Origin of the sequence: Candidatus Rhodobacter oscarellae (assembly GCF_001078595.1) — a bacterium.
GTDB lineage: Bacteria > Pseudomonadota > Alphaproteobacteria > Rhodobacterales > Rhodobacteraceae > Rhodobacter_B > Rhodobacter_B oscarellae.
This window is the reverse complement of record NZ_LFTY01000002.1, coordinates 2,423,319-2,441,220: the sequence shown is the minus strand read 5'-3', so window position 1 is coordinate 2,441,220 and position 17,902 is coordinate 2,423,319. Positions and strand designations below refer to the sequence as shown.

The window sequence follows — 17,902 nt, the reverse complement described above, 5'->3', positions numbered from 1 at the left end:
CGGGGCCTCCACCTGGAAACACCTCAAGGTCCCGCGGGTTCGCGGGGCCTATTCAGTCTGCCTAGACCATCATCTCTTTGGTCGCGCTGAGCGTCAGGTCGGGATAGTCCCGCTCCACCCGGTCGATGTCCCATTGCAGGCGCGTCAGATACACCACGTCGCCGTCATTGTCGTAAGAGATGTGCTGGCGGTTGGCCTGGGCGAATGTCTCGACCGCGTCCTTGGGCCCATGCACCCAGCGGGCGGAGGTAAACTGCGAGGCCTCGAACCGCACCGGCAGGCCGTATTCCAGCTCGATCCGGCTGGCCAGCACCTCGAATTGCAGCGCGCCGACGACGCCCACGATGAAGCCGCTGCCGATCATCGGCTTGAACACCTTGGCCGCGCCCTCCTCGGCGAATTGCATTAGCGCCTTGTCCAGGTGCTTGGCCTTCATCGGGTCGCCCGCGCGTACGCCCTGCAAGAGCTCGGGCGCGAAGGAGGGGATGCCGGTCACCCGGATCGCCTCGCCCTCGGTCAGCGTGTCGCCGATGCGCAGCTGGCCGTGGTTGGGGATGCCGATGATGTCGCCGGCCCAGGCCTCCTCGGCCAACTCGCGGTCAGAGGCCAGAAACAGCACCGGGTTGCTGATCGCCATGGGCTTTTTGGTGCGCACATGGGTCAGCTTCATGCCGCGCTTGAAGTGCCCGGACGCCATGCGCACGAACGCCACGCGGTCGCGGTGCTTGGGGTCCATGTTCGCCTGCACCTTGAACACGAAACCCGCGACCTTCTTTTCCTCGGGGCCCACCTGGCGGGGCTCGGCGGATTGCGGCTGCGGCTCGGGGCCGTAGCCCGCGATGCCGTCCATCAGTTCCTTCACCCCGAAGGAGTTGATCGCAGAGCCGAACCAGATCGGCGACATGGTGCCATCCAGCACCTCCTGCGGGTCCAGCGCGGGCAAGAGCTCGCGCGCCATCTCCAGGTCTTCGATCAGCTTCTCTAAGAGCTGCGGCGGAACATGTTCCGCGATCTTGGGGTCGTCCAGCCCGGTGATCTGGATGCTCTCGGCCACCTTGTTGCGGTCGGCGCGGTCCATCAGCTCCAGCCGGTCGCGCAGCATGTCATAGCAGCCGATGAAATCAGCGCCGACGCCGATGGGCCAGCTCGCGGGCGTCACATGGATCGCCAGCATCTCTTGGATTTCGTCGATGATCTCAAAGGTGTCGCGGCTCTCGCGGTCCATCTTGTTGCAGAAGGTCAGGATCGGCAGATCGCGCATGCGGCAGACCTCGAAGAGCTTCTGCGTCTGGCTCTCCACGCCCTTGGCGCCGTCGATCACCATCACCGCGGCGTCCACGGCGGTCAGCGTACGGTAGGTGTCCTCGGAGAAGTCCGAGTGGCCGGGCGTGTCCACCAGGTTGAAGCGGTATTCCTGGTCGCCGCTGGCATAGTCGAACGCCATGGCCGAGGCCGATACGGAAATCCCGCGGTCCTGCTCCATCTTCATGAAGTCCGAGCGCGTGCGCCGCGCCTCGCCCTTGGCGCGCACCTGGCCCGCGGTCTGGATCGCGCCGCCATAGAGCAGGAACTTCTCGGTCAGCGTGGTCTTGCCCGCATCCGGGTGCGAGATGATCGCGAATGTGCGCCGCCGCGCGATCTCGGGCGGCAGGTCTGGGGCGTTTGAGGTGCGGTCTAACATGGGCGCGGGTATAGGCGAGCCGCACAAAAGGGGCAATCGGCCAAGCACGCGCGCGCCTCTTAAACCTCGACCTGCCGCGCATCTCCTATTCGCGATCGTCGGTCCATCGCGATCTGGCGCCATTTCCTCGAGACATGGTAAATTGATCGCTAATCTGGTTTACTTGCCGGAAAGCCGCGCAAGCCCAGGGGGGACATAAAATGCCAAATTCGGAAACTTTCACTATTTTTTACCGGATTAGCACATCGGACTTGATCGACGGATCAGAAACCTATCCGGCTCCAACCACAGCAAACACGGAAGTATCGGACACTCGGGACTCCGGGGGAATCGACGGGATGACGGCAATCGGCGATCCGCTCGATTGGGATATCTCCGCATCCACGGCGGTGTTCTGGGGATTTTTCGGGGCGGGCGATCCCATTATCCGAGTGGCCACTTTAACGGATGGCACATTTGACTTTTACGTGCTGTCCAATGACCCGGTGCTCACGGGAACCGTCGGGTTTAATCCCAGTGGCGTCTATCAATATTGTTTTGCCGCCGGAACCGGCATTGCTGTGCCCAATGGCGAAACCCCGGTTGAACGGCTTTGCATCGGTGACGCATTGGCACTTGCCGACGGTCGCACCGCGCGCGTCAGATGGGTCGGTCGGCAGACGATCTCAAAACTGTTTTCAGGGCAGCGTTCGTCACTTGTTCGTATCGCCGCAGGCGCTCTGAGCCACCGGCAACCGCATCGCGACCTCTATGTCACGGGCGACCATGGCATGATTCTCGACGGCTATATCGTAAACGCATCCGCGTTGGTCAATGGAGGCACAATTGATTGGGTCGGCTTGGCGGACACGCCAGACCGCCAAACCGTCTACCACATCGAGACCGAGGATCATGATGTGATCCTCGCCAACGGCGCTCCGTCAGAGACCTACCTGGATGCGCCAGGTCGCCGGGCGTTCGACAACTACCAAGAATACCTGGACCTCTACAGTGCCGAACGCACCATCGCTGAAAGCCCGCTGCCCCGGATCAGCAGCGCCCGGTTGTTGCCCGGTCATCTCCGCGTCCCGATGGCGGCGTAGCGGTTAAGGAGGAACTCTTGGTCGCCGCTGGCATAGTCGAACGCCATGACCGAGGCCGAGACAGAGATCCCGCGGTCCTGCTCCATCTTCATGAAGTCCGAGCGCGTGTGCCGCGCCTCGCCCTTGGCGCGCACCTGTCCCGCGGTCTGGATCGCGCCCCCGTAGAACAGGAACTTCTCGGTCAGCGTCGTTTTGCCCGCATCCGGGTGCGAGTTGATCGCAAATGTGCGCCGCCGCGCGATCGCTGGCGGCAATTCGGGGGCATTTGAGGCTCTGTCCAACATGTGCGGGCGTAAAGGCGAGCCCGGGGCGAAGGGCAATCGGCAGTGCACCTGTCCAGCGCGTGGCACAGAGTCGGCGGGCAACGACTACGCCCGGCATCGCTTGCTTTACTGCGGGCACCCTGATCGCCACACCATCGGGGAGGTTGCCGTGGAGGCTTGGCGATTGGCCGCTCGGTCGTCACAACCGGCGGGCGCTGCGTGCCCGTGAAATGGGTCGGTTGGCGGCGGCCGCAGCACCGCTAGACAATCCAGCAGTGCTGCTCGATATTCGATCGGGATCAACGCGGCGCGGCTGGGTGATGCGGCCTGCCTGGATCACCAAAGGTACGACCAAGAAAGCCCAATCATGCCTCTTCACATCGTCGATCCGGCCTCTACCGAGACCGAGCACGTCACCTCGGTTGATGTTTATTTCTCGGGCACGCATATCGGCGGCGGGATCTATTTTTCGGCCAACCACAACCCTACGCCCGGGGGCAGCTCCAACGCCGAGCCTCAGGCCTGGCTGAACAGCGCCGCGGAGCTGCACAGCACCACCGAGATCGACTTTACGCTGCCTGCGAACTCGGCCGATTGGGGGCCGTATCTGAACGGCAGTACCGTCCTGGCGGGCTTCGATATCGGCATGCATGTGGGCGACACGATCACCGGCGGCGGGTTCTATGACGGCCCGGCGATCCCGCTTTTGGTGGCGATGGACCCGGATGACCTGTCCGGCACGGTCACGATCACCGGCTACCCCGAGCAGATGAATGCGCTGAACATGCAGGCGGGTGTGCTGCACCAGACCTCGGGTGACCTGCTGGGCTTTGGGCAGGGGTTCATCGAGCAAGATGTGAACGGTGATGACGGCGGTTACTTCCAGATCGACGTGGGTGACGTGGTCGGCGGGATGAGCGGCGGCGGGAACTTTCTTGATTTCGACGCCGATGGCGACGGCACGCCCGAGACCTACCTGATTGGCGCGACGTCGCGCTCGCTGACGGACGCGTTTGGCACCACGCTGCAGTCCACCGCCTTCGCGCCGCACTACGCCGACATGGCGGCGGCGATCCAGTCCCTGACCGGCGCGGCGGCGCGGGATGCGGACGACTTCGCGCGCATGGTGCTGTTGGCCGGGCAGAGCGCCGGCAGCGGGTTGACCCAGGTGCAGGGCGCGTTCTTCCACGAGGACATCTATGGCAGCGCTTTCGCCGACACGCTTCTGGGCGCCGGTGGCAATGACATGCTGGCGGGGCGCGACAGCGACGACCGGCTGGAGGGCGGCGACGGCGCGGACACGCTGAACGGCGGGGCGGGCAATGACACGCTGGTCGGAGGCGCCGGGGCGGATCTCTTCACCGGCGACAGCTTTGGCGGGGCGGTCACGACCGACGAGATCAGTGACTTCGACGGCTCGGAAGACATCGTGGACCTTGCCGGCTTCTTTACCGATATCTCTGACGTGATTGCCGCCAGCACCGAAAACGGCGCGGATCTTGAGATCAACCTCGGGGCCGGGTCCATGCTAATCATGCGCAACACCAGCCAGGCTCAGCTTAGCGCCACCAACACGAATACGCTGTGCTACGCCGAAGGCACGATGATCGCCACGCCCGCGGGCGAGGTGGCGGTAGAGGCCCTGCAGATCGGGGACATGGTACGCACCGACGGGCGCGCCGTGCCGGTGAAATGGATCGGGCGGCAGACGATCTCAAAGCGCTTCGCGGGGGAGCGGGCGCAACTCGTGCGGATTTCGGCAGGGGCGCTGGGCAACCACTCGGACCTCTATGTCACAGGCGACCATGGGATGATGCTCGGCGGCTTCGTGGTGAACGCCTCCGCGTTGGTGAACGCTTGTTCAATTGACTGGGTGTCTTTGGCGCAGACGCCAGAGGTCCAGACCGTCTACCACATCGAGACCGAGGCCCATGACGTGATCCTCGCCAATGGAGCCGCGTCCGAGACCTACCTGGATATGCCGGGCCGTCGCGCCTTCGACAATTACCAAGAGTACCTGGATCTCTACGGGGGCGAGGCCACGATACAAGAGAACCCGATGCCGCGAATATCGTCCGCGCGGCTTTTGCCCGGTTACCTTCGGGAACGGCTTACGGCTTAAAGCATCGACGCCTTGCGCAGGATGTCGGCGGCAATCGCGCTGTCGAGCATGCCCTCGCCCAGATCCACCGGCCTGGGGCGGTTCGGCGACAGGCGGCTGAAGCCGAGCTTTTCCTGCACATGCCGCGGCAGGGCGGGCGAGGTCCGGCGGTCCACCGTCAGGCTCTCGGTCGCGATGCCCTCGGCAAAGATGAACTCGTGGTTGTCAAACAGGATCTGGAAGTAGTCCACGAACCCGCCATCAGAGCGCTTCACCGTATCGCCATTTACCAAAAGCTCGGCCTTCACCACCACCTCGGCCTGGCCGGTCTTTAGGCGGTCCTGGCGCTGGTAGACGAACAGGCGCTGGTTGGGGCTGAGATGCAGGTCGTGGGCGTTATGCATCGCGCCCTTCTTGATCACGATGGGCGCGAAGGCCCCGGTGGCGCGCACGGTCTGTTGCCCGACCCAACGCACCGGCTGGATGCCGTTGTCGCGGGTGAGCACCCGGTCGCCGGCGCGGAGCTCTTCGACGCGGCGCTGCTCGCCCGTGGCCATGGTGATATGCGTCCCGCGGGTGAAGCTGACGCAGGCCAGGCCGGCGAATCTGGCGCGCGGCGTCTCGGTGCTGACATCCACCAGCGCGTAGTCCGTCCGGGGCGCGATCTCGGCCAGCGGCAGCATGTAGGTCTCGGCGATCACGCCGGTCTCGCGCTCGGTCTCGATCAAAACGATGGCCTCGACGATGGTGCCGTCCGGGGCCATCAGCGTGGCGCAGCAATCCAGATGGACCTCGGCCTCGATGGTGCCAAGCTGCGAGCCCTCGCAGATCACCAGATGGCTGCCGCCGTCCACATTGGCCACCGATAGCCGCCACTTTCGGGCCGCGGGCGTCAGCTGATAGATGTCGTCAAGGATGATGTCGCTTGCTTCGCCCAGCGGGTCGCCGAGGTTGGCGCCATTGCTGACGCGGAAGTCAGACGCACGGAACACCCGCAAACCCTGCGCGGTAGCCCGATTGTCAAATCCAAGTATGCTCATGCCCACCGACTCGCGATGCTACGTTTCGTGGCTGTGCAAGATGGAGACCGAAGAGTCACGAATCCCTTGGCGCACCCCACACGCCGAAGATTGGTCATGGTTAGAGCGATCATACATCTTGGTCAACTATCCGCGTTGCTTCGAGCGAGTGGTGCCCGAATTTGTTTCGCGACCAGTCACAGTCCGGCCTAAAGCAATGGATTGGCGATGATTTGGCGAAATTGTGGCTTTTTTAGCATGTGTTCTTTTTTGGCGCCAACTGGCCCTGATTTGGCTCTGATCTGCCGCTGCGCCCTTCCCGCCGCCGCGCCGCGGTGATAGGCGGAATGGAACGGAACAGAACTCGCGACCAGAGAGGTGAAGGCGATGGATCTTGGCATTAAGGGCAAGAAGGCGATTGTTTGCGCGTCGTCCAAGGGGCTGGGGCAGGGCTGCGCCCGGGCGCTCGCCGCGGCGGGCGTGGATCTGGTCATGAATGCGCGCGGCGCCGAGGCGCTTGAGGCGTCCGCGGCGGCGATCCGGTCGGAGTTTGGCGTTGATGTTCAGGCGGTTGCGGCGGACATCACCTCGGAGGAGGGCCGCGCTGCGGTTCTTGAGGCCGCGGGGCAGGTCGACATCCTGGTCAACAACGCCGGCGGCCCACCCCCAGGCATGTGGCACGACTGGGAGCGCGAGGACTTCATTCAGGCGCTCGACAGCAACATGCTGACGCCGATCGCGCTGATCAAGGCCTGCGTGCCCGGCATGATGGAGCGCGGCTGGGGCCGGGTGGTCAACATCACCTCGCAATCGGTGAAGGCGCCCATCGGTGTGCTGGGGCTGTCGAACTCGGCCCGCGCTGGGCTGACGGGCTATGTCGCGGGCACTTCGCGCCAGGTCGCGGGCAAGGGCGTGAACATCAACAACCTGCTGCCCGGCATCCACGCCACGGACCGCGCGACGTCGCTGGATGGCGGCGTGGCCAAGGCGCAGGGGATCACCCCCGACGAGGCGCGCGCGAATCGCGAAAAGACCATCCCGGCGGGCCGCTATGGCACTGCGGACGAGTTCGGCGCGGCCTGCGCGTTCCTGTGCTCGCAGCACGCGGGCTTTATCGTCGGCCAGAACATCCTGCTTGATGGCGGTGGGGTGAATTCCACCCTTTAAGCGGCCGCTTGGTTCGCCAGGGTGGGCGACCTTGCTTGCGGTGCCGTGGAGGCCTTGCTATTTGCGGCAAGCCCGAGCGAAAGGCTCGGGTTTCTTAAGGGGTAGACGTGCCGGGCGACGCGTTCAGATTGGAAGTGCAGCATCTGGTGCGCCATTTCGGTGGGCGGGCTGTGGTGGACGACGTCTCGCTGCGGGTGCGCGCGGGGCAGGTGACCTGCCTGCTTGGCCCCTCGGGCTGCGGCAAGTCCACCACGCTGCGGTGCGTATCTGGCGTTGACCAGCAGGATAGCGGCGCGATCTACAGCGATGGCGAGCTGATCTGCGACGGCAAGACCAGTCGCCCGCCCGAGGACCGCCCCGTTGGGCTGATGTTCCAGGACTTCGCGCTGTTCCCGCATATGAGCGTGGCCGACAATGTGGGCTATGGGCTGCGCGGGCCCCGGGCCGAACGGCGCGCGCGCGTCGGCGCGATGCTGGAACGCGTGCATCTCAGCGCGCTGGCGCGGCGCTACCCGCATGAACTGTCCGGCGGCGAGCAGCAGCGCGTGGCGCTGGCCCGCGCCCTGGCCCCGCGCCCCAAGATCATGCTGATGGACGAGCCCTTCTCGGGGCTCGACAACCGCCTGCGCGACGGCATCCGGGATGAGACGCTGGAGATCCTCAAGGACGAAGGCGCCGCCGTCCTGCTGGTCACCCACGAGCCGGAAGAGGCCATGCGCATGGGCGACGAGATCGCCCTGATGCGCGACGGCAAGATCGTCCAGCAGGGCGCACCCTACAACGTCTACAACGCTCCGGTGGATAAGGCCGCCGCGGCCTTCTTCAGCGACATCAACGTGATCCGCAGCGAGGTGCAAGGCGCTCTGACCGAGACCCCCTTTGGTCAATTCTTGGTGCCCGGCCAGCCCGACGGTGCCCAGGTCGAGATCGTGATCCGCCCGCAGCACCTGAAGATCGACTTTGACCGCGGCGGGCGCGGACCCAACCCCACACCGAGAGAAGGCACACCCGCGCGCGGCGTGGTCGAGCGCGCGCGCTTCATGGGGTCCGAGAGCCTGGTGGAGTTCCGCATGGATTACGACGGCTCGATCCTGAAGGCCGCCGTGCCGTCGGTGTTCCTGCCCAAGCCCGGCATGGCGCTTTGGCTGATGTTCCGCCGGGACCGCTGTTTCGTCTTCCCGTCAGAGTGACGGCTTCTCTTCCTGCTCCAGCCTAGCGGCATAGTCCTCTAGGCGCTTGCCGTCCTCCTCGACGAACAGCGCAGGCAGGACCTGCAACGCGTCGATCCGGTCGACGCGGAGCACGCGGAAGTCGTCACGCAGCTCGCACCAGCAGGTGGCCGTCCAGACCCGCCCCCAATATTCCAACTCCAGCGGCCGCACGGTGCGGGTCGTGACCGCGCCGTCCAGCGATTGATAGACCAGCCGCAGCTTCTGGCGCGCGCGGATCGCGCCGCGGATGCCGGGCATGTGCTGGAACCCCTTCGCCGCGTCCGCAAAAGGGTAGACCGCAAACCCCCAGCCGGTGGGCGGGGCGCGCCGATCCTCGGGCAGCACCGCGTCGATCTTGGCAGAGAGCGACGCGGCGGCGGCCTTTAGCTCGTCATCCGCGGCCTCGCCCACCACCGCCATACCGAAATGCAGCGCCTCCAATTCGGTCATCGTCAGGTTCAGCGGCGGCAGGGTGATCTCGGCGGTGATGCGATAGCCCAGCCCGCGCGCGCCCTCGATCGGCAGGCCGCTGGCCATCAGCGTGTCCATGTCGCGATAGATCGTGCGCACGGTGACGCCCAGGCGCGTGGCGATGTCCTGGGCGCGAAACAGGCGCCCCTCGCGCATGATCTGCACAACGGCGATAAGGCGGTCACTGCGGCGCATCGGGTCCTGCGGCTACGGGTTCGAAGGGAAGGCTACTGACAGGATACTGTCACAAATTCGTGCCCGTAACCAGGAAATTCGCCCGCGTGGCCTTTTCGCGCGTGCAGAATGCGCCTAACTGACTTGCCCAATAGTCACGAACTCGAACTGGGGCCGCAGGCCCCCACCGGAGGAAGTCACATGCACTCTGCAATGTTTATCACCAATATCCCGCCCGTTGGCTGGCTGATCATCGCCGTTGTGGTGCTGGTGCTGTTCGGCCGCGGCAAGATCTCTTCGCTGATGGGGGAGGTCGGCAAGGGCATCACCTCGTTCAAGAAAGGCGTCGCCGAAGGCACCAAGGAGCTGGAGGAAGCCCAGGCCGAGGCGGCCAAGGACGTCACCCCCGAGGACGAAAAAGACAAAGCGTAAATCCCGCCTGGAAGGGTTTCTGACATGGGCTTGATGGAGCTTATGATGGTCGGCGTGGTGGCCCTCATTGTTGTGGGGCCAAAAGACCTGCCGGTCATGTTCCAATCGCTGGGCAAGATGACCGCCAAGGTGCGGCGCATGGCGCGGGAGTTCTCCAGCGCGATGAACGATGCCGCCAACGCCACCGGCGCCAGCGACATCGCCAAGGACCTCAAGGGAATCGCCAACCCCAAGGCCATGGGCATGGACGCCCTGAAGGACGCCGCCGACGCCTTTGACAAGTGGGAGCCGGGCAAGGAGCCCAAGGTGGCCGATAGCGAGACCGCCAAGCTGCGCGCCGAGCAGGCTCGTAAGATCAAAGAGAACATGGCGCGCAAGGGCCAGGAGAAGCTTGACGCGGAGAAGGCCAGCAAGGCCGAGGCCGAAGGCGCCGAGGCACCGGCCACCACTGCCAAAGCCGCAAAGCCAAAGGTTGCCAAGGCAAAGACCGCCAAGCCCAAGGCCGAAGCAAAGCCCGCGGCCAAGCCGGCGCCAAAGCCCAAGACCACCAAGGCAAAGCCCGCAGCAACCAAGGCCAAGCCCGCAGCTGCCAAGGCGAAACCCGCCGCGGCCAAAGCAAAGCCCGCGGCAACCAAGGCAAAACCCGCAGCCGCCAAGGCCACGCCAAAGCCCAAATCCACACCCGCGGCGAAACCCAAAGCGGATAAGGCGAGCTAAGATCGCATGAGCCAGACCGAAGACCAGATCGAAGACAGCTCTGCCCCGCTGATCGAGCACCTCGCAGAGCTGCGCAACCGGCTGATCAAGGCGGCCATCGCGTTCGTGATCGCGATGTTTGCGGTCTTCACGGTCGAGGTCACGCCCTCGCTGGGGCGCCCGTTCTTTAACTTCCTTGCCAGCCCGATCTGCGACACGCTGATCTCGCGGGGGCAGGACTGCAACCTGATCTTGATCAAGCTGCAGGAGGGCTTTTTTGTCACCATCCGCATCTCGCTGATGATCGGGTTTGCCTTGGCGTTCCCCTTCATCGGTTTCCAGCTGTGGCGGTTCGTGGCCCCGGGGCTCTACCGGTCCGAAAAGAACGCCTTCATGCCGTTTCTGATCGCCTCGCCCTTCATGTTCTTCCTGGGCGGGGCCTTTGCCTATTATGTCGTGATGCCGCTGGCCTATGACTTCTTCCTGAACTTCCAGCAGGTGGGCCAGGGCGAGAGCGCGCAGATCGACTTCCAGGGCTCGGCGGGCGAGTACCTGTCGCTGACGGTGACGTTCATTCTGGCCTTCGGAATGTGCTTTCAGTTGCCGGTGTTGCTGTCGCTTCTGGGCAAGGCCGGGCTGGTCAGCGCCGAGGGCCTGGTGAATGTGCGCAAATACGCCGTGGTGGCGATCCTGGTGGTCGCCGGGCTGGTGACGCCGCCCGACGTCTTCACCCAGGTGATCCTATTCGTCGTGGTCTATGGGCTCTACGAGATCTCGATCCAGCTTGTGAAACGCATCGAGAAAAACCGCGAGGCGAAGCTGCGCGCAGAGGGCGCGTTCTTTGAGGAAGACTATGAAGACGACGACGCGGATGATGCCGAAGGCTGGACCGAGGAGGATGCCGACACGGATGCCGATGACGGCGAGGGACATCCCGAGGAGCGCACCTAAGTGTCCGATGATCTGATGCGCCGCATCGCCGAGGCGTTGGAAAGGGTCAGCCCGCCGCCTTCGCCCACGCCCAGCTTTGAAGGCGAGGCCTTCGTTTGGCACATCGAACCCGACCGGCTGGAGCCCGTGGCCAAGGTCAACCGCGTGGATCTGTCCCTGCTTGTGGGCATCGACCGCGCCCGCGACACCCTGGTTGAGAACACGATGCAGTTCGCGCGCGGCCTGCCCGCGAATAACGCCCTGCTCTGGGGCTCCCGCGGCATGGGCAAGTCCAGCCTGGTCAAGGCGGTGCATGCCGACGTGCACGAGACCTATTCGGTGTTGAAGATCATCGAAGTACAGCGCGAGGATCTGCCCAGCATCGGGCGGCTCATGAACCTGCTGCGCGACCGCGCCGAGCGCTTCTTGCTTTTCTGTGACGACCTAAGCTTTAGCCATGATGACACCCATTACAAATCGCTAAAGGCGGTGCTGGATGGCGGGATCGAGGGCCGCCCGGACAACGTGCTGTTCTATGCCACCTCGAACCGGCGGCACTTGATGCCGCGGGACATGATCGAGAACGAGCGCGGCTCGGCGATCAACCCGTCTGAGGCGACGGAAGAGAAGGTCTCGCTTTCGGATCGCTTCGGGCTGTGGCTGGGCTTTCATCCTTGCAGCCAGGACGAGTACCTGCAGATGATCCGCGGCTACTGCGCGGCCTATGGCGTGCAGATCGACGAAGAGACGCTTTGGGCCGAGGCGATCGAATGGCAGGCGACCCGCGGGGCGCGGTCGGGACGCGTGGCCTGGCAGTATTTCACCGATCTTGCTGGGCGGCGCGGCACCAGCCTTTAGCGGGGTGTAGCGCGCCGTTGGGCGACCCTACGCGGCTAACGAAATCTCAGACAGTCCTGAATGGCCTAAGGCCACGTCGCGCAGCACCTGCTTGCGCTTCATGAACGGGCGCGCCGTTGGGCCGTAGCAGTCCTCTACCGGCTTTTCGCCAAGGCCGGGCACGACGTCCTTTAACTCGTCCACGATGGCGTCGGGATACATCGCCAAGGCTTGCTCGCCAGGGTAAAAGCTCTCCGCCGCGGCGCCGTTGGCATAGATGACCTGATGGGCGTCAAACATTAGATGGATGTAGGTCACGCGCTTTTTGCCATGCGCCACGCGCACTGGGCCGGGGGCCTCTGCCAGATGCTTGGCCCGCGCGAAGGCCCCCCATCCGGGTAGGCCATTAGAGATTAGCAAGCCATGCAGCGGCGACACCAGAAGCGGGGCATAGTTGCCGCTGACGCCCGTTGGTATGAAGACCGGGGAGTGCTCTGGGAAGAGCTTCAGCTCGCGGCGCTCCAAACGGCGCTTACCGACCCAGCGCAGTGGCATCGCACCGTTGTCCTTGGTCAGGACCAGGTCGCCGACCTTGAGGCTCTCTATCGGCACGTCGCCTTTTGGTGTCCGGATCAGCGTGCCTTCGGTGAAGCAGGGGATGCCCGCCGCGCTCAGCGCCTGCGCGCCCGTGACCGTGGCCGGGGCGACGCCCTGCAAGATCACCGTCTCGCCGTTGGGGAAGCTTAGCAGCGCGTTGCCGAAGCCGTCGTCGCTGACCACCACATCCCAGGCGTTCACCGGGTTGCCGGCCGCGTCGGTCAGCCCGGTGACGTCGAACTGGTCGTTAAAGACCCCGTCGCCATTGGTGTCCGCGGTGTCGAAATCGGTGATCACATCCGCGCCCGAGCCGCCATCGGCCAGCACGAACACGTCGTCGCCCGCGCCGCCGGTCATGGTGTCATTGCCGGTGCCGCCGGTGATCGTGTCGGCGCCATGCATCCCGTCGATCACATCCGCGCCCGCGCCGCCGTCCAAGCTGTCGCTTGAAACGGCGGTGGACGGGATCGTCTCGAAGAACACGTCGCTTACATTGATGCCATGGGTGCCGGTCAGCGCATTGGAATAGACGATCTCGATCTGGCTCACCGGGCCCGCGATCTCCACCAGGACCGAGCCTGCGGCGTCGGCAGAGGTCTCGCCGGTCGGACCCGCACTGATCGTATTGCCAGACACCGTGTCATTGCCCGCGGGCGTGATCGTCACGCTCACGGGGTTTCCGTTCGCGTCATAGGCGTTGATCGTCACCGTGTCTTGGTGGTTGCCCGCCGCAAAGTCGATATCGCTGATCCGGAACGAGACGTTCTCGACCGCGTTCTCGACCTGCGCGCCGGTCGCGGCGGCAAAATCCATCGTCGTGGTAGAGGTCGCCGCGTCGCCATCACCAAAGAGGAAGAGCGAGGAATTGGCGTCGAACTCCTCGCCGGCCTCTACATAGACAGCATCAGTGGTCTCAATCGTGAAGATGGGGTCGTTGTTGCCATCGTTGGTGAAGCTGAGGCTGACGTCGATGTCGCCGGTATTCTGCGTAAAGCCCGCGGCCACATTGGTGCCGTCGGCGCCTTCGGCGCTCCAGTCCAGCACCTCGGTGCGCCCGGCGCCGCCATCGCCCAGGATGGTGTCGTTGCCCGCGCCGCCATCCACGGTGTCGCTGCCCGCCCCGGCGGTGATCTGGTCCGCCCCGGTGCCACCGGCGATGCTGTCAGCGCCGCTGCCCGCGTCAATCGTGTCCGCCCCCGCGCCGCCAATGATGCTGTCACTGCCCCCGCCGCCCAGGATCGAATCCGCACCCGCCCCACCATCGAGCGTGTCGTTGCCCGCGCCGCCATCCAGCGTGTCGTTGCCCGCGCCGCCCAAAAGCGAGTCCGCGCCCGCATCGCCCGCTAGAACGTCATTGCCGCTCTCGCCATAGATCGTGTCGGCGCCGTCGCCCCCGGAGAGCGAGTCATTGCCGCCACCCGCTGCGAAATCGCCATTGTCGCCATAGATCAGGTCGGCCCCGGTGCCACCCAGGATGGTATCGTCGCCCGCACCGCCCAATCCGGTATCCGCACCGGTGCCCAGGTAAACCAGGTCATTGCCCAGCCCGGAGGCGACCGAGTCATTGCCGCCCTCAGCATAGACAATGTTCCCGTGACCGCTGGGGCCGCTGCCGCCGCCGTCATCAATCTGGTCGCCCTCGGGGTCGCCCGCATAGCTGGCGTCGATTGTATCCGCGCCGCTGGTGCCCGTTACGATCCCATCCGGAGAGATATAGTCGTTAGCACTCCATGCCGGGTCCCCGGCCGTGACATCGGGATTGGAATTATAGGCCAGCGTTTCGTAGGACCGCCCAACCACCAGGGGCACTTCGGAGAGCGTGTAATAGCCCGCGGCGGCACCGTTTTCGACCTGAAGGGTCGTGACCTCAAAAATCTCTCCGGTGACGGTGTCGCGTATGGTCCAGACCTCTTCGGCATCCACGTTCGAGCCAGTAGAGGTGTTGCCGCCGACGGTTACATCCGCGGTCGCGGTCTCGCCGCCGGCGTTGTCATCGTCGAGCGTGAACTCTTGGATGCCGGTTTCGGTGTCGGTGATCGTGGCCGTGCCGTCAGCGGTCGCGGGCCCGGACCAGGTCGCCGTCCCATTGACCGTCTGATTGAAGATGCCAAGCGGATCGACATCATAGAAACTGACGTCATAGGTCGCCATGACGCGTCTCTATCGTCAGCGTGGTGCACCATTGCACTTGCATCCAGACCGTCAGGCGCACCCGTCGGGCGGAAGGTTCCTGTGCCGGGTTAAGGCGTTGAGTTTTTAAAGCGATTACATTCATATCTGCGGCCCCCAAATCTCTGCCGCGAGGTGGAATTTGGCAGGGGAGCTTGGCGCCGGATTGGCGACAATCAGGTTATTTTTAGAAAAATTGTATCCGAATTACTCAATAAACCGGGGGCTTGCCCAGGAATCGTCGCAGTTGTCGCAACTATTCCGCGAAGTCGCTCCGACTGTTTCCATCCTGGAGCCAGTCGGCTCGACTCCCGCCGCGCTCAGTTCAGATAGGTGATCGGATCCACGCTGTCGAAGCCCTCGCGCACCTCAAAATGCAGGAAGCTTGGCGAGGCGCCGCGCACCTTGGCGATGGTCTGGCCCTTGCTGACGCTGTCGCCCTTCTTGAACGCCACGTCCTCGATATTGGCATAGACCGTCAGCAGGTTGCCCGAGTGGCGCAGCACCAGGATCGGCACGCCATCGGTGTCGCGCGTGATCGCGGCCACGGTGCCGGCGGCGGCGGCCTTCACCGGGGTGCCGGCGCTGGCGGAGATGTCGATCCCGTCCGATTTGCCCTTCACATAGTCGCGGATGATGCTGCCATTCACCGGCATGGACAGCCGCGTGCTTGAGGCGGCGGTGCGGTCCTGGGCCAACTCGGCGGGCGGGGCGGGGGTCTCTTTGACCTCCGGCTCGGGCTCGGGTTCCGGCAAAGGCGTGCTGGCGCTGGGCGGCTCGGGCGCGATGGAGCCCGCGCCGGGCACGGACACCTCGGGCTCGGGGGCGCGGGCGGCGGGCGCCACCGGCGCGGATTTGGCGATGGGGATCAGCAAGTACTGCCCCTCGCGCACGTTCAGATCCGAGCCCAGCCCGTTCCAATCCGCCAGCGCGCGGACCGAGACTTTGTAGAGACGCGAGATCGAATACGCGGTCTCGCCGCGCGCGACCTGGTGCTGGATCGGCTCAGGCCCCGCCTGCACAGGCGGCAGCGTGCCGGTCGCGCCCTCGCGGTCGGCGCGGTCCAGCGCGTCGCCGGCAAGGGTGGTGATGTCGATGGCGTCGTTCGCGGGCAGGCCCGCCAGGGTGCCGCGGCCGTCTGCCGGCTCGGGCAGGGCCACGACCTCGCCGCCGCGCAGCTGCGTGCTTACGTCGAGCCCGTTATAGCGGGCCAGCGCGACCGGGTCCTGGCCAATGCGGTTGGCCACGTCGGCCACGGTGTCGCCGCGCTTGGCCACGGCCACTTGGAAGCTTGGGTAAGAGATCAGCCCCCGGTCGTCCGGGTTCGGGCGGCGCTGTGTCTGCTGGCGCACGGCCTCCGAGGTGTCTGGCCCGCCCGCTATGTTGCGCAAGTCCAGGTCAAAACCATCAGAGCACGCGCTTAGCGCAAACAGGCTCGTGCCCAGCAAGATGCCACGCAAAATGGGTCGGCGGATTTCTGCCATTGCTCGTCCTCGCATCCGAGCCCGGTTCGCTCCGGGCCTCTCGATTTGCCCCGCGGGGCCTGTTCTAGTCCTGTCCGAGCCCCTCCAGCAGGGGCACAAAGCGCACGGGGGCCAATTCGTCATAGTCAAAGCCCGCCTCGCTGCGCGTCACCTTTATCAGGCTCTGCACCGCGTCGGACTGCCCCACCGGCACCACCATGATACCGCCAACGCGCAGCTGCGCCAAGAGCGGGCCGGGCGCGTCCTCGGCGGCGGCGGTGACGAGGATGCGATCAAAGGGCGCCTGTTCGGGCAGGCCAAAGCTGCCATCGGCGATCAGGGTGGTGATATTTACAAGCCCCAGCGCGTCAAACACCGCCCGCGCCTCGGTCACTAGGCGGCGGTGGCGCTCGACGGTGTAGACCCGCCGGGCGAGCTGGCTGAGGATCGCCGCCTGATAGCCAGAACCCGTGCCGACCTCTAGCACCTTGTCGCGCGGCCGCACGTCCAGCGCCTGGGTCATCAGGCCCACCACCGAGGGCTGGCTGATGGTTTGCCCGCAGGCGATTGGCAGCGGCATGTCCTCGTAGGCGCGCGCCGAGAAGACCCCGCCCCGCAGGAACGCTCCGCGGTCGATCGACTCCATGGCCTCAAGCACGCGCTTGTCCATTATGCCCTTAGAGCGGAGCGCGAACAGGAATTGCATCTTGAGCTCGGCGTCCATCATCGTCGGCGCTATCCCAGCGTGGCCTTGAGCGCGTCCAGCGCGTCATGCGCGGTCAGGTCGCAACGCATCGGCGTCACCGAGGTGTAGCCCGCGATGTTGACGGTGCAATCGGTGTCGGGGCCGCTCTCGACCGCCTGGGCGCCGCCGCCGATCCAGAGGTACTTTCGCCCGTTCGGTGCCTCATGCGGGTTGGCCGAAAAGCGCACCCCTGGGCGGCGCCCCTGCGCCACCACGCGGGTGCCCTTGACCTGGGCCGCCGGGACCGGCGGGAAGTTGACGTTGTAGAAGATCGGGTAGGGGTCCGCACCCCAGCTGTCCGCCGCCAGGATGTCGCGGATCACCTGCGCGCCGGTCTGCGCCGCCGCATCGAACGGGTTCTCAATGGCGTTGTTGGCGGGGCCGTAGAACTGGCTCAGCGCGATGGCCTTGCAGCCCTGCAGGGCGCCCTCCATCGCGGCTCCTATGGTGCCGGAATAGAGCGTGTTCTCGGCCGAGTTGTTGCCACGGTTCACGCCGGACAGGATCAGGTCCGGCTGCGCGCCGCCCAGCACGTCATAGATGCCCGCCAGCACGCAATCCGCCGGGAAGCCCTCGACCTCGAAGCGGCGCGGGCCGCGTTCGGCGATCCGCGCGGGATTGGTGTAGCTGACGCAATGACCGACGCCCGACCGCTCAAAGGAGGGCGCGACGACCCAGACTTCTCCGGCGGCGCCCGCGATCTCGTTCGCGACGGCCTCCATGATCTTGATGCCAGGCGCGTCGATGCCGTCGTCATTGGTGATTAGAATGCGCATGTGCCCGCCCTGAATATGTATCGCATCGTCCATACGGCGCCGGGGCGGCAAAGGGAATACTGGGTGAGCCTCCGACGGAAATTCTGCG

16 protein-coding genes and 1 pseudogene are annotated in these 17,902 nt (G+C 65.0%); 8 read left to right on the top strand and 9 right to left on the bottom strand.

The window, feature by feature from the left end; genetic code table 11:
• Positions 1-61: 61 nt before the first annotated feature.
• Entirely contained in the window at positions 62-1,681 is a 1,620-nt protein-coding gene (locus AIOL_RS16455; protein WP_049643981.1) for a peptide chain release factor 3, read from the bottom strand.
• A 200-nt stretch (positions 1,682-1,881) separates the two neighbouring features.
• On the opposite strand from AIOL_RS16455, the gene AIOL_RS16450 reads away from it, so the two are divergent.
• Positions 1,882-2,763, top strand: a complete 882-nt coding sequence (locus AIOL_RS16450; RefSeq protein ID WP_082152639.1) for a Hint domain-containing protein — start codon at positions 1,882-1,884, stop codon at positions 2,761-2,763.
• Between the two features lie 32 nt (positions 2,764-2,795).
• Here AIOL_RS16450 and AIOL_RS16445 read toward each other — a convergent pair.
• A pseudogene (locus AIOL_RS16445) lies at positions 2,796-3,047 on the bottom strand (GTP-binding protein); the annotation flags it as partial.
• 346 nt (positions 3,048-3,393) lie between these two features.
• On the opposite strand from AIOL_RS16445, the gene AIOL_RS25970 reads away from it, so the two are divergent.
• Positions 3,394-5,148, top strand: coding sequence for a Hint domain-containing protein (locus AIOL_RS25970; RefSeq protein WP_049643978.1), 1,755 nt, complete (start codon positions 3,394-3,396; stop codon positions 5,146-5,148).
• Here the strand turns inward: AIOL_RS25970 and AIOL_RS16435 are convergent.
• Both AIOL_RS16435 and AIOL_RS25965 read right to left on the bottom strand, forming a co-directional pair.
• The gene (locus tag AIOL_RS16435) at positions 5,145-6,167 is read right to left on the bottom strand and encodes a Hint domain-containing protein (protein WP_049643977.1); all 1,023 of its coding nucleotides are present in this window, start codon (positions 6,165-6,167) and stop codon (positions 5,145-5,147) included. The genes AIOL_RS25970 and AIOL_RS16435 overlap by 4 nt on opposite strands.
• Positions 6,168-6,355: 188 nt before the next feature.
• Complete coding sequence (locus AIOL_RS25965; RefSeq protein WP_152912556.1) at positions 6,356-6,547, bottom strand: hypothetical protein; 192 nt, start codon at positions 6,545-6,547, stop codon at positions 6,356-6,358.
• Here AIOL_RS25965 and AIOL_RS16430 point away from each other — a divergent pair.
• Both AIOL_RS16430 and AIOL_RS16425 read left to right on the top strand, forming a co-directional pair.
• Positions 6,534-7,313, top strand: a complete 780-nt coding sequence (locus AIOL_RS16430) for an SDR family oxidoreductase (RefSeq protein ID WP_049645502.1) — start codon at positions 6,534-6,536, stop codon at positions 7,311-7,313. The genes AIOL_RS25965 and AIOL_RS16430 overlap by 14 nt on opposite strands.
• Positions 7,314-7,420: 107 nt before the next feature.
• Positions 7,421-8,503, top strand: coding sequence for an ABC transporter ATP-binding protein (locus AIOL_RS16425; protein ID WP_235439054.1), 1,083 nt, complete (start codon positions 7,421-7,423; stop codon positions 8,501-8,503).
• On the opposite strand, the gene AIOL_RS16420 is transcribed toward AIOL_RS16425, so the two are convergent.
• The gene (locus AIOL_RS16420) at positions 8,495-9,190 is read right to left on the bottom strand and encodes a helix-turn-helix transcriptional regulator (protein ID WP_049643976.1); all 696 of its coding nucleotides are present in this window, start codon (positions 9,188-9,190) and stop codon (positions 8,495-8,497) included. The two genes, AIOL_RS16425 and AIOL_RS16420, sit on opposite strands and share 9 nt — an antisense overlap.
• Positions 9,191-9,370: 180 nt before the next feature.
• On the opposite strand from AIOL_RS16420, the gene AIOL_RS16415 reads away from it, so the two are divergent.
• Genes AIOL_RS16415 through AIOL_RS16400 form a run of 4 tightly spaced genes read left to right on the top strand, consistent with a single transcriptional unit; the run spans position 9,371 to position 12,085 of the window.
• On the top strand, positions 9,371-9,601 hold the full coding sequence (locus tag AIOL_RS16415) for a twin-arginine translocase TatA/TatE family subunit (protein WP_200898762.1): 231 nt from the start codon (positions 9,371-9,373) through the stop codon (positions 9,599-9,601).
• A gap of 24 nt (positions 9,602-9,625) precedes the next feature.
• Entirely contained in the window at positions 9,626-10,318 is a 693-nt protein-coding gene (locus AIOL_RS16410) for a Sec-independent protein translocase subunit TatA/TatB (RefSeq protein ID WP_049643974.1), read from the top strand.
• A gap of 6 nt (positions 10,319-10,324) precedes the next feature.
• Positions 10,325-11,248, top strand: a complete 924-nt coding sequence (gene tatC, locus AIOL_RS16405) for a twin-arginine translocase subunit TatC (RefSeq protein WP_049643973.1) — start codon at positions 10,325-10,327, stop codon at positions 11,246-11,248.
• Complete coding sequence (locus AIOL_RS16400) at positions 11,249-12,085, top strand: ATP-binding protein (protein WP_049643972.1); 837 nt, start codon at positions 11,249-11,251, stop codon at positions 12,083-12,085. It abuts the gene before it with no gap.
• Between the two features lie 27 nt (positions 12,086-12,112).
• Here the strand turns inward: AIOL_RS16400 and AIOL_RS16395 are convergent, their stop codons facing one another.
• From AIOL_RS16395 to surE, 4 genes are all read right to left on the bottom strand, one after another.
• Positions 12,113-14,812, bottom strand: a complete 2,700-nt coding sequence (locus tag AIOL_RS16395) for a Hint domain-containing protein (protein WP_049643971.1) — start codon at positions 14,810-14,812, stop codon at positions 12,113-12,115.
• A gap of 338 nt (positions 14,813-15,150) precedes the next feature.
• A complete protein-coding gene (locus AIOL_RS16390; RefSeq protein ID WP_326973132.1) occupies positions 15,151-16,278 on the bottom strand; it encodes a LysM peptidoglycan-binding domain-containing M23 family metallopeptidase in 1,128 nt (375 codons plus the stop codon).
• A gap of 100 nt (positions 16,279-16,378) precedes the next feature.
• Positions 16,379-17,020, bottom strand: a complete 642-nt coding sequence (locus tag AIOL_RS16385; RefSeq protein ID WP_049643969.1) for a protein-L-isoaspartate(D-aspartate) O-methyltransferase — start codon at positions 17,018-17,020, stop codon at positions 16,379-16,381.
• Positions 17,021-17,028: 8 nt separating this feature from the next.
• Positions 17,029-17,814 carry a 5'/3'-nucleotidase SurE gene (gene surE, locus AIOL_RS16380; RefSeq protein ID WP_049645500.1) on the bottom strand — a complete coding sequence of 262 codons (786 nt, stop codon included), beginning with the start codon at positions 17,812-17,814 and terminating at the stop codon, positions 17,029-17,031.
• Positions 17,815-17,902: the final 88 nt, after the last annotated feature.

Coding starts and splice junctions, on each gene's coding strand:
- AIOL_RS16455 (WP_049643981.1), bottom strand. CDS start 1,681: ATGTTAGACCGCACCTCAAACGCCCCAGACCTGCCGCCCGAGATCGCG.
- AIOL_RS16450 (WP_082152639.1), top strand. CDS start 1,882: ATGCCAAATTCGGAAACTTTCACTATTTTTTACCGGATTAGCACATCG.
- AIOL_RS25970 (WP_049643978.1), top strand. CDS start 3,394: ATGCCTCTTCACATCGTCGATCCGGCCTCTACCGAGACCGAGCACGTC.
- AIOL_RS16435 (WP_049643977.1), bottom strand. CDS start 6,167: ATGAGCATACTTGGATTTGACAATCGGGCTACCGCGCAGGGTTTGCGG.
- AIOL_RS16430 (WP_049645502.1), top strand. CDS start 6,534: ATGGATCTTGGCATTAAGGGCAAGAAGGCGATTGTTTGCGCGTCGTCC.
- AIOL_RS25965 (WP_152912556.1), bottom strand. CDS start 6,547: ATGCCAAGATCCATCGCCTTCACCTCTCTGGTCGCGAGTTCTGTTCCG.
- AIOL_RS16420 (WP_049643976.1), bottom strand. CDS start 9,190: ATGCGCCGCAGTGACCGCCTTATCGCCGTTGTGCAGATCATGCGCGAG.
- AIOL_RS16415 (WP_200898762.1), top strand. CDS start 9,371: ATGCACTCTGCAATGTTTATCACCAATATCCCGCCCGTTGGCTGGCTG.
- AIOL_RS16410 (WP_049643974.1), top strand. CDS start 9,626: ATGGGCTTGATGGAGCTTATGATGGTCGGCGTGGTGGCCCTCATTGTT.
- tatC (WP_049643973.1), top strand. CDS start 10,325: ATGAGCCAGACCGAAGACCAGATCGAAGACAGCTCTGCCCCGCTGATC.
- AIOL_RS16395 (WP_049643971.1), bottom strand. CDS start 14,812: ATGGCGACCTATGACGTCAGTTTCTATGATGTCGATCCGCTTGGCATC.
- AIOL_RS16385 (WP_049643969.1), bottom strand. CDS start 17,020: ATGATGGACGCCGAGCTCAAGATGCAATTCCTGTTCGCGCTCCGCTCT.
- surE (WP_049645500.1), bottom strand. CDS start 17,814: ATGCGCATTCTAATCACCAATGACGACGGCATCGACGCGCCTGGCATC.